The 11,722-nt window shown below is 72.8% G+C and carries 6 protein-coding genes; 1 reads left to right on the forward strand and 5 read right to left on the reverse strand.

Going from position 1 to position 11,722, the window contains the following annotated elements; translation table 11 throughout:
* From ACFWW9_RS43735 to ACFWW9_RS43755, 5 genes are all read right to left on the reverse strand, one after another.
* A partial coding sequence (locus ACFWW9_RS43735; protein ID WP_390389142.1) for an SDR family NAD(P)-dependent oxidoreductase occupies nt 1-6,023 on the reverse strand: 6,023 nt, incomplete at its 3' end.
* A 189-nt stretch (nt 6,024-6,212) separates the two neighbouring features.
* Entirely contained in the window at nt 6,213-6,407 is a 195-nt protein-coding gene (locus tag ACFWW9_RS43740) for a ferredoxin (protein WP_390389144.1), read from the reverse strand.
* Nucleotides 6,404-7,606: a cytochrome P450 gene (locus ACFWW9_RS43745; RefSeq protein ID WP_390389147.1), complete on the reverse strand. Its 1,203-nt coding sequence runs from the start codon at nt 7,604-7,606 to the stop codon at nt 6,404-6,406. The genes ACFWW9_RS43740 and ACFWW9_RS43745 overlap by 4 nt, the downstream gene beginning before the upstream one ends.
* A 77-nt stretch (nt 7,607-7,683) precedes the next feature.
* Nucleotides 7,684-9,255 (reverse strand): ATP-binding cassette domain-containing protein, encoded by a 1,572-nt coding sequence (locus tag ACFWW9_RS43750; protein WP_390389149.1) that lies wholly within the window; start codon nt 9,253-9,255, stop codon nt 7,684-7,686.
* Nucleotides 9,256-9,571: 316 nt separating this feature from the next.
* Nucleotides 9,572-10,153 (reverse strand): phosphatase PAP2 family protein, encoded by a 582-nt coding sequence (locus tag ACFWW9_RS43755; protein WP_390389151.1) that lies wholly within the window; start codon nt 10,151-10,153, stop codon nt 9,572-9,574.
* 286 nt (nt 10,154-10,439) lie between these two features.
* Between ACFWW9_RS43755 and ACFWW9_RS43760 the strand changes: the two genes are divergently transcribed.
* Entirely contained in the window at nt 10,440-11,624 is a 1,185-nt protein-coding gene (locus ACFWW9_RS43760) for a nitric oxide synthase oxygenase (RefSeq protein WP_390389153.1), read from the forward strand.
* Nucleotides 11,625-11,722: the final 98 nt, after the last annotated feature.

Genomic DNA, 11,722 nt, shown 5'->3' on the forward strand with positions numbered 1-11,722 from the left:
CCGGTCGCCGCCACGGCCTGGTCCGGGGTGGCGTCCGCCGCGTCGACCAGTTCGACGCGGAGGTGGCCCGCGAGCGCTTGCGGGGTCGGGTAGTCGAACACGACCGTGGCCGGGAGGCGCAGGCCGGTGGCGGAGCTGAGGGTGTTGCGCAGTTCCACCGCCGACAGCGAGTCGAGGCCCATGTCGACGAGTCCGCGGCCGGCCTGGACCTGCTGGGCGGAGGAGAAGCCGAGGACCACGGCGACCTGGCCGCGGACCATGTCCAGCAGCAGCTCGTCCTGCTCGGCGGGGCTCAGCGAGGCGAGTTTCTGGCTCCACTGCGAGGATTCCGCGCCGCTCCCGGCCGCGGCCCGGCGGACCGGGACCCGGACCAGACCGCGCAGCACCGGGTGCAGGTCGGTCTTGGACGACCGCAGCGAGCCGAGGTCGAGCTTGATCGGGACGGTGACCGGCTCGTCGAGGACGAGCGCGGCGTCGAACAGCGCCATGCCCTCCCGCATCGCCAGCGCGGGCATCCCGGCGCGGGCCATGCGGGCGAGGTCGACCTTCGACAGGCCCGCGCCCATGCCCGCGCTCTGGTCCCACAGGCCCCAGGTCAGCGCGATGCCGGGCAGGCCGTGCGCCCGGCGGTGGGCGGCGAGGCCGTTGAGGTAGGTGTTCGCGGCGGCGTAGTTGCCCTGGCCCGGCGAGCCGAGGAGGCCCGCGGAGGAGGAGAACAGGACGAACACCGCCAGGTCGCGGTCACGGGTCAGCTCGTGCAGGTGCCACGCGGCGTCGACCTTCGGCGCGAACACCGCGTCGATGCTCTCGGGCGTCAGGGATTCGAGGACGCCGTCGGCGAGCACGCCCGCCGTGTGCACGACACCGGACAGGTCCGGGATGCCGGCCAGGAGGGTTTCCAAGGCCGAGCGGTCCGAGACGTTGCACGCCACCACGTCGACCTGCGCGTCCAGTTCGGCCACGAGGTCGGCCGCGCCGGGCGCGTCCAGGCCACGGCGGGAGGTGAGCACGAGGTGTCGAACGCCCTGGCCCACCAGGTGGCGGGCCAGTTCCGCGCCGAGACCGCCGGTGCCGCCGGTGATCAGGACCGTGCCGTCGAGCTTCGCCGGGATGGTCAGCACGACCTTGCCGACGTGCTTGGCCTGCCCGAGGTAGCGGAACGCCTCCGGGGCCCGGTGCAGGTCCCACGCCGTGACCGGCAGCGGCCGCAGGTCGCCCGCGGAGAACCAGTCGTACAGCTGGTAGAGCATCTCCTTGATCCGGTCGGGACCGGCCTCGATCAGGTCGAACGCTCGGTAGCGGACTCCGGGGTACTGGTTGGCGACCTCGTCGACCTCGCGGACGTCGGTCTTGCCCATCTCCACGAACCGGCCGCCGCCCCCGAGGCCGACCAGCCGCAGGGACGCGTCCACGAACTCGCCCGACAGCGCGTCCAGCACCACGTCCACGCCGCGACCGCCGGTGGCGGAGGTGAACCGCTGCTCGAACTCGGTCGTGCGGGAGGACGCGATGTGGTCCTCGGGGATCCCGGCCGCGCGCAGGACGTGCCACTTGCCGGTCGACGCGGTGCCGTAGACCTCCGCGCCCAGCTTGCGGGCCACCTGCGTGGCGGCCATGCCGACACCACCGGCGGCGGCGTGGATCAGCACCGACTCGCCGGAGCGGAGCCCCGCCAGGTCGCCTAGGCCGTACAGGGCCGTCAGGAACACCAGCGGCACGCCCGCGGCCTCGGTGAACGACCAGCCCGCGGGCATCGGGCACACCATCCGGTGGTCCGCCACGGCCACCGGCCCGAAGGCGGCGTCCATCATGCCCATCACCCGGTCGCCGGGCGCGAGACCGTCCACACCGGACCCGACGGCGAGCACGACGCCCGCCGCCTCCAGGCCCATCAGGCCGGCGTCGCCGGGGTACATGCCCAGCGCGTTCATCACGTCGCGGAAGTTCACGCCCGCCGCGCGCACGCCGATCCGCACCTCGTGCGGCTCCAGGTCGCGGGTCGCGTCCGGCCAAGGGATGGTGATCAGGTTGTCGACCGTGCCCTGCTCGGTGAAGTCCATCCGCCACGGGCCGTCGCCGTCGAACGCGGGCACGGTCCCGGCGAACGCCCGCACCAGGCGCGGCGCGAACGCCTTGCCCCCACGGAGCGCCACCTCGCCCTCGCCGCTCGCGACCACCGCGGCCGCGTCGAGCGACTCGGGCGCGTCGGTGTCGACGAGCACGACCCGGTTCAGGTGCTCGGACTGGGCCGCCCGCACGAGTCCGGAGACGGCGGCGTGGGCCAGGTTCGTCACGTCCTCGCCCGGCAGCACCGCGACCGCGCCGCGGGTGACGACCACGAGCACGGCGTCGCCCGCCAGGTGCTCCCGGAGGTCGGCCAGCACGCGGCCGGTCACCTCGCGCGGGTCGCCGTCGGGGGCGAGCAGCACGACGGGCTGGGCGGCGTTCTCCTGGCCCTCCAGGGAGAGCGCGGTCCAGTCGACGCGGAACAGCGAGTCGGACTTGCCGCCGCCGGACTTGATCCCGCCGATCGGCCGCAGCACCAACGAGTCGATCCGCGCCACGGGAGCGCCGCCGCCGTCGGCGACGCTGATCGCGACGCCCTGCCCGGCGGGGGAGATCCGCGCCCGCAGCGTGGTCGCGCCGGAGGCGTAGAGGCTGACCCCGTTCCAGGAGAACGGCAGCGACCCGCTCTCGCGGTCGCCCGCGTCCAGCGCCAGCGCGTGCAGCACGGAGTCCAGCAGGGCCGGGTGCACGCCGAACTGGGCGGCCGAGCGGTGTTCGCCGTCCGGCAGGCCGACCTCGGCGTAGAGGTCCTCGCCGGAGCGCCACGCCGACTTCAGGCCGCGGAACACCGGACCGTAGGCCAGCCCGGACGCGGCGAGGTCGTCGTAGACGGCCCCCAGCTCGATCGGCTCGGCCCCCGAGGGCGGCCACGTCGCGAGGTCGAAGCCCGCGGGCACGTGCTCCTCGGTGAGCACGCCGACGGCGTGCGTCGTCCACTCGGCCGCGTCCTGGCGAGTGTAGATCGTGACGGTCCGGCGCAGCGAGGCGTCCGGCTCGGCGACCGAGACGCACAGCGTGAGCGCGTTCTGCTCCGGCAGCACGAGCGGGGCTTGCAGCAGCAGTTCTTCCAGGTGGCCGCAGCCGAGTTCGTCGCCCGCGCGGATCGCCAGCTCCACCAGCGCGGTGCCCGGCACGACGGCGTTGCCCGAGACGACGTGGTCGCCGAGCCACGCGTGGCCCGCCAGCGAGAGGCGGGCGGTGAACAGCGTGCCGCCGCCGGGCGCGGACAGGACCGCCGCGAGCAGCGGGTGGTCGGCCGAGCCGAGGCCCGCCGACGTCACGTCCTGCGCGGCGTGGCCGCCGTCGAACCAGTAGCGCTCGCGCTGGAAGGCGTAGGTCGGCAGCTCGACCCGGCGCGCGCCGGACCCGGCGAAGTAGCCCGCCCAGTCGACCGGCACCCCGGCCACGTGCACGGCTCCCAGCGCGGTCACGATCGCGCGCACCTCGTCGCGGTCCTTGCGCAACGAGGGCACCAGCCGCGCCTTGGTCGTGCTCTCCGCCGCCATCGCGGTGAGCACGCCGTCGGGACCCAGCTCCAGGAACGTCGTGACGCCGTCGGCCTCCAGGGTCCGCACCGCGTCGGCGAACCGGACGGCCTCGCGGACGTGCCGGACCCAGTACTCCGGGGAGGTGATCTCGGCGTCCGTGACCAGCTCGCCGGTCAGCGTGGAGACGATCGAGATGGTCGGCGGCCGGAAGTCGAGCGTCTCCGCCACCGCGCGGAACTCGGCGAGCATGCCGTCCATGCGGGGGGAGTGGAACGCGTGGGACACGGTGAGCCGCTTGGACTTCCGGTCGGAAAACCGGCCGACGACCGCGAGCACGGCGTCCTCGTCACCCGCGACGACGATCGACCGGGGGCCGTTGATCGCGGCGATCGAGCACCGGTCCGTGAGGTGCGGCCGCACCTCGTCCTCGGTGGCCTGCAAGGCGATCATCGCGCCGCCGGTCGGCAACGCCTGCATCAGCTTGCCGCGGGCCGCGACGAGCGTGGTGGCGTCGTCGAGCGACAGCACACCGGCGACGTGCGCGGCGGCGAGTTCGCCGATCGAGTGGCCCGCCAGGAAGTCCGGGACGACACCCCAGGACTCGACCAGCCGGTACAGCGCCACCTCGACGGCGAACAGGGCGGGCTGGGTGAACTCGGTGCGGTTCAAGAGGTCCGCGTCGGTCAGCGCCTCCGCGAGGCGGGGGTCGAACCGCTCGCACACGGCGTCGAACGCCTCGGCGAACACGGGGAACGCGGCGTGCAGCTGCCGCCCCATGGTGATCCGCTGGCTGCCCTGGCCGGTGAACAGCACCGCCAGCCGCCCCTCGACGGCCTCGGCCGCCAGAGGTCCGCCGTCCGCGAGCGCCCGGAGCCCGGCGACGAGGTCGTCGCGGTCCTCGGCGACGACCACCGCGCGGTGGTCCAGGTGCGCCCGCGTGGTCGCGGCGGAGAACCCGAGGTCGGCCAGGTCCCCTTGCCACTCCAGGAGGTTGCGGGCCTGGGCGCGCACGGCGTCCTCGGTCTTGCCCGACAGCGCCACCGGCACCATCGGCAGGTCACGGCGTTCCACCGCCTCCACGACGGCTTCGGGCGCCTGCTCCAGGATCGCGTGGGCGTTCGTGCCGCTGTAGCCGAACGAGGACACGCCCGCGCGCCGGACGTGGCCGGTCTCGGGCCACGGCCGCGTCTCGGTCACCAGCTCGGCCGCGCCGGAGCTCCAGTCGATCTGCGGCGAGGGCGCGTCGACGTGCAGCGTCTTGGGCACGATCCCGTGCTGGAGCGCCATCACGGTCTTGATGACCGCGGCGACACCGGCGGCGGCCTGCGTGTGGCCGATGTTGGACTTCACCGAGCCCAGCAACAGCGGGGTCTCGCGTTCCGGGCCGTAGGCCGCGATCAACGCCTGCGCCTCGATCGGGTCGCCGAGCTTCGTGCCGGTGCCGTGGGCCTCGATGACGTCGACGTCCATCGCGGACAGCCGCCCGTCGGCGAGCGCCTGGCGGATCACGCGCTGCTGCGACGGCCCGTTCGGGGCCGTGAGGCCGTTGGACGCGCCGTCCTGGTTCACCGCGATGCCCCGCACGACGGCGAGGACCTGGTGGCCGTTGCGCTGCGCGTCGGACAGCCGTTCCACCAGCACGAGGCCGACGCCGTCGCCCCAGCTCGTGCCGTCGGCACCGGCCGCGAACGACTTGCAGCGCGCGTCCCACGACAGGCCGCGGGCGCGGCTGAAGTCGATGAACGCGCCGGGGGACGTCATGATCGTCGCGCCGCCCGCCAACGCCAGGTCGCACTCGCCGTTGCGCAGCGCCTGCACCGCGAGGTGCAGCGTGACCAGCGAGCCGGAGCACGCGGTGTCGACCGTGACGGCCGGTCCTTCGAGGCCGAACGTGTAGGACAGGCGGCCGGAGATCATGCTCGCCGCGGTGCCGGTGCCGACGTGGCCCTCCAGCCCGTCGGGCAGCTCGCCCTGGAGGTTCGAGATGTAGTCCTGGCCGTTGGTCGAGGTGAACACCCCGGTCCGGCTGCCGCGCAACGAGTGCGGGTCGATCCCCGCGCGCTCGAACGTGTGCCACGCGGTCTCCAGCAGCAGGCGTTGCTGCGGGTCCATCGTGACGGCCTCGCGCGGCGAGATGCCGAAGAAGCTCGGGTCGAACTCGGCGACCCCGTCGACGAAGGCGCCCTCCAGCACGTAGGAGGTGCCCTGGTGGTCGGGATCGGGGTGGTACAGCGCTTCCAGGTCCCAGCCGCGGTCGGTGGGGAACGGCGCGACGGCGTCCTTGCCGTCCACGACGAAGTCCCACAGCTCTTCCGGCGAGCCGATGCCCCCGGCGAAGCGGCAGCCCATCGCCAAGATCGCGATGGGCTCGTGGCCCGAGTTCTCCACCTCCTGCAACCGGTGGCGCGTGCTGTGCAGGTCGGCGGTCACCCGCCTGAGGTAGTCGCGGAGCTTCTCCTCGTTGGACATTCAGCGCCACCCTTTTCACGAAGCCCGCACGACAATTCCCCGGCCCAGATCGCTTGTCGAAAGCTAGTGACGGGGCTGGCGCGGACGACACCCCTGACGGCCCCTAAACGGCCCCTATAAAGGGGTTCGGGCAGGTCAGGAAGGGTGGTCCGGTGCCCCGTCCCTACTCCGGACGGGGCACCGGGGTGATCACTCGTGCACGGTGATGGCGCCCGCGGGGCACAGCGCCGCCGCTTCCCGCGCCGCCGCGTGGTGGTCCTCGGAGGGCTCCGGGACGAGGACGACGACCGTGCCGTCGTCCTCGCTCTGGTCGAACACGGCCGGGTCGGTCAGCACGCACATCCCGGACCCGCAGCACTTCGCGGTGTCGGCCTCGACCTTCATGACCACTCCACCGGCAGCGCGTGCACGCCGTAGATGCCCATGTCCGTGCGCAGCGGCACCTCCTCGACCGGCACGCCGAGGCGCAGCGTCGGGAACTCGCGGAACAGCGCCGCGTAGCCGATCCGCATCTCGATGCGGGCGAGCTGCTGGCCGAGGCACTGGTGCACGCCGTGGCCGAAGCTCAGGTGGCCCGCCGCGGGCCGCCGCACGTCGAACTCCTCCGGGCGCTCGAACTTCTCCGGGTCGCGGTTCGCCGCGGGCAGCGACAGCGACACCGACTCGCCCGCCTTCACGGTCACGCCGCCGACCTCGACGTCCTCCAGCGCCGTGCGGAGCGTGCCGAACTGCACGATCGTCTGGTACCGCAGCAGCTCCTCGACGGTGTTGTCGACCAGCGACGGGTCGGCCCGCAGCGCGGCGAGCTGCTCCGGGTTGCCCAACAGCGTCAACGTGCCGAGCCCCAGCATGTTCGCCGTGGTCTCGTGGCCGGCGATCAGCAGCAGCACCCCCATGCCGGTGATCTCCTCGTCGTCGAGGTCGGCTCCGCTCGCGATCAGGCCGCTGAGCATGTCGTCGCCGGGCTCGACCCGCTTGCGCCGCACCAGGTCGCGGATGAAGTCCTTGATCCGCTCGAACGCCGCCATGGCCTCGTCGACGCTGGTCTCCAGCTTGAGCGCCGTGGCGGTGTCCTCCTGGAACACGTGCCGCTCGTCGTACGGCACGCCCAGCAGCTCGCAGATCACCAGCGACGGCACGGGCAGCGCGAACGCCGTGACCAGGTCGGCGGAGGTGCCCTGCTCCCGCATCTCCCGGAGTTGGGCGAGCACGATCTCCTCGATGCGCTCGGACAGGAGGTTCATCCGCCGCACGGTGAACTGGCCCGTGAGCAGCTTGCGGTACTTCGTGTGGTCGGGCGCGTCCATCCCGATGAACATGCCCGGCGAGGCGGGCGGCCGCTGCGAGGGCGGACCGTCACCGCGCTTCATCGGGCTGTGGTGCAGCTCGGACCGCGCGCTGAACCGGCGGTCGCCCATCACCTCGCGGACCAGCTCGTGGCTCGTGACGAGCCAGCCGAGGTGCCCGTCGGGGAACCTGAGCCGGGTGATCGGCGTTTCCCCGCGGAGGGTGCCCAACTCGGCGGGCGGGTCGAACGGGTTGTCCCGTGTCATGGGCAGGGTCGTGGAAATCGTCTCGGTCAACTTGCACACCTCCCAGTGCGTAATGGACCTATTTCACAAGCTACAGAAGATTTACGACTGCGTGAAGAACATTGTTTTCAGATGATTTCCAGCTCCGGCCAGTCGTGCAGGTCACGGCGCAGCCGCCGGTCGTGGGTGGCCACGACGACCGCCGCCGACGTCACCCGGATGGCCTCCGTCAGCTCGTCCACCAACGTGATCGACAGGTGGTTCGTCGGCTCGTCGAGCAGCAGGACGTGCGGTGACGCGAGCAGCAGCAGCGCCAGCGACAGCCGCCTGCGCTGCCCGGTCGAGAGCCTGCCGACGGGCCGGGTCAGGTCCACGTCCGGCAGCAGACCGAGGTCCCTCAGCGGTTCGGGGTCGCGCACCAGGTCGACCGGGCTGCGGGACGCGTCGGGGAAGTCGGACTCCTGCGCCAGCAGGCCGATCCGGGTGCGCGCCCCGTGCCGGACCACGCCGGTGGCGGGTGCCAGCCGACCCGCGAGCACGGCGAGCAGCGTCGACTTGCCCGTGCCGTTCGCTCCCGACACGACGAGCCTGCCGCCCGCGGCCACCGCGACGTCCGGGTGCGGCCGCAGCCGACCCGGCACGGTCACGCCGGACGCGCTGAGCAGCACCTCGTCCGGACCCGCCGCCAGGTCGGGGCCCGCGAACCGCAGCGGCTCCGGCGGTTTCGGCACCCGCTGCCCGGTCAGCTCGTCCAGGCGGCGCGCGACGTTGCGCATCCGGCCGGGGGCGCGGGTCGCGCGCTTGTGCCTCCCGGCGCCCTTGGGCGGCCGCCACGACGTGATCAGCCGCGCCTCGGCCGCCGCGACCTCCTCGCGCAGCACGGCGTCCCTGGCGGACTCCAGGGCGTACCGCTGCTCCCACCGCGCCCGCTCGGCGGCCTTCGCCGCCTTGAACGCCGAGTAACCGCCGCCGTGCAGCACCACCTCGCCGTCGGCGTTCGGGTCCAGGTCCAGCAGCGCGGTGCACACCTCGTCCAGCAGCGTCCGGTCGTGGCTGACCAGCACGACCACGCCCCGGTGCTCGCGCAGCCGGGCGGTCAGGTAGGCCATGCCCGACGCGTCGAGGTGGTTGGTCGGCTCGTCGAGCAGCAGGATGTCCGCGCGCTCGGCCAGCACGCACGCCAGCCGCACCCGGTAGCGCTGCCCGACGGACAGCTCGGCCAGCGGCCGGGACCGGTCGGCGGGGGCGTCCAGCGCGGCCAGCGCCAGGTCGGCGCGGCGCTCGGCGTCCCACGCCTCCAGGCGTTCGGCCTCGGCCAGCGCCGCGGCGTAGCGGTCGTCCCCGCCCGCCTCGGCCAGGGCGACGGCGGCGTCGTCCAGTTCGGCCAGCGCCTGGCGGGCGGCGGCGAGCGCGTGGTCGACGACGGTGCCGACGGTGTCGCCGTCGGCGAAGGGGAGTTCCTGGGCGGCCACGGCGACCGAGCCGTGCCGGGTCACCGACCCGGTGTCCGGGTCCAGGTCGCCCGCGAGCAGGCGGAGCAGGGTCGACTTGCCGCGACCGTTCTCGCCGATCACGCCGAGGCGGTGGCCCGCGGACGCGGTGAGGGAGACGCCGGACAGGACGGGCCGGGCTTCGAAGCCCTTGCCCACGTCGTCGGCCCGGAGCTGGACGCGACGGGTTTCGGGCAGCGTTGTGCGCACGGTTCACCTCGTGACTGTGCGAGCGCGCGCCGAACGGAGCGGGCGCGCTCGCGGGTCTGGTGCTCAAGCCGGAAGGCGAGCGATTTCGGGCACGTCGAGGACGGCGTGCGCGCGCACGCCGAGCCGTGGCCGAACTCAGAGGTAGAACACGAAGAACGGTGAAACCATGCGGCCGACGATAGGGACGGGCCGGGGAGCCCGCCACCGATTTACCCCGCGGGCACCCCGACCGGCGCAGGCCGCGCAACCCCGTCGCCGTCGCGGCGCGCACCGCGCTCGGTCCCGCCGAGGGTCGCGGTGTCCGGGACGACCCGGTTCAGCGCCTGGACGCCACCAGCTCCCGCGGTGCGGGAGCCACCGGGGCCGGGGGCCCCACCAGCCTGACCGCGAGCAGCGCGAGGAGCAGGCCGACCGTGCTGCCGACGACGAACCCGGCGGCCACGTCGTGCGGGTAGTGCACGCCGACGAACACCCGCGAGAACGCCATCAGCATCGCCAGCGGGATCACCGCCGGGGCGAGCCTGGGCCACAGCACCGTGAGGACGATGGCGCACGAGGCGGCGATCGTGGCGTGGTTGCTGGGGAACGACCAGTCGCCCACGGCGGGGCACTCGGCGATGGGCGCGGCGCCCGCCACGGCCCGGCAGGGGCGGTCCTCCCGGATGAGCGATTTGGTCACCTCGCTCACGAGGTAGGCGCCGATCACCGCCAGCGGGGCGACCAGGGCGAGCCGGTGCTCCGGCGTCCCCCGCGTGCGCCAGGCGTGCCACCCGAAGAGGGCGAAGAAGAGCAGCAGACCGGCGTCCGTGCCGAAATCGGCGAACGAGTGCACCCATTCGGGGGTGGACTGGGCGAAGCGGGAGATGAGCAGGTAGAGCTCGGCACTGAAGTTGATCATGATCCGGCGAGTATGCCGGTTGGTGAACGGGAGATGAACGCGGGGTCCATCGTCTCGCAAGGCCAGAATGTCACCGGAACGCGTGAAGATTCGATGTGATCTTGAACACGGGTAACCGTGAGGCTTCCAAGGGGTAACGATTGCGACACCACCCGTAATCGCAGCTCTGATCACCCGCTTGTCGGATCAAGCACCGACGGTGTCCACCGCGGGTGCCTCGTTGGCTCAACCCGGTGACCGGCACGGCGGTGCACCGACCACGAAAGTGCAATTACGGTGTCCCGCCATGGCCCCCGTCCCCACGTGTCCGGAAGACGTGATGCCGCTCCCCCCGTCGCTCGTCGAGAACGCGGTCGCCCCACCGGTGACCGAGGTCGACATCGCCGAGGCAGAGGCGTTCGTCCGGCTGCACCACGAGGAAAACCATGACCTAGGCCCGGTAGAGGACCGACTCGCCGAAGTGCACGCGGAGATCGCGGCGACCGGCACCTACCGGCACACCACCACCGAGTTGACCTTCGGCGCCAGGGTTGCCTGGCGCAACAGCGCCCGCTGCATCGGCAGGCTCTACTGGCGCAGCCTCAAGGTGCGCGACCTCCGGGATCTCCGCGACCCCAAGGAGGTGGCGGACGAGTGCGTCGAGCACCTCCGGCTCGCCACCAACGCGGGGAAGATCCGCCCGGTCATGTCCGTGTTCGCCCCCGACGAACCCGGCCACCCCGGTCCCCGCATCCGCAACGAGCAGCTCATCCGGTACGCCGCCTACCGCGGACCGGACGGCGGCGTTTTAGGCGACCGCCGGAACCTCGAACTCACCGACCTGGCGATCACCCACGGCTGGCAGCCGCCGAGGACCCGAGGGCCCTTCGACGTCCTGCCGGTGCTCGTGGAGACCGCGGACACCGACACGGGCATGGTGGACCTCCCGCCGGACGCCGTGCTGGAGGTCCCGCTGAGCCACCCGGAACTGCCGTGGCTGGCCAAGCTCGGCCTGCGCTGGCACGCCGTCCCCGTCATCAGCAACATGCGGATGCGGATCGGCGGGATCGACTACCCGTCGGCCCCGTTCAACGGGTGGTACATGGGCACCGAGATCGGCGCCCGCAACCTCGCCGACAACGACCGCTACGACCTGCTGCCGTACCTGGGCAAGCGGATGGGCCTGGACACCTCGTCGGAGCAGACGCTCTGGCGCGACCGGGCGCTGGTCGAGCTGAACCGGGCGGTGCTGCACTCGTTCGCGGAGGCGGGCGTCACCATCACCGACCACCACACCGAGTCCCAGCGCTTCCTCACCCACGTGCAGAAGGAGGAGGCGGCGGGCCGCAAGTGCCCCGCCGACTGGTCGTGGATCGTCCCGCCGATGTCCGGGTCGTTGACCCCGGTGTTCCACCGGTACTACGACAAGGAGGAGCAGGTGCCCAACTTCTTCCCCGGCGGCACCACCGGGGTCTGCCCGGTGATCCACTAGCAGGCCTCGCGGCCCGGGGGAGGCCCCCCACAGGGTGCGGGGCGTGCCCCGGCCGGGCCCGGCGGCGGGGAGGGCCCCACCCAGGGTCGTATACAAAA

The organism is Umezawaea sp. NPDC059074, assembly GCF_042738955.1.
Taxonomy (GTDB): domain Bacteria; phylum Actinomycetota; class Actinomycetes; order Mycobacteriales; family Pseudonocardiaceae; genus Umezawaea.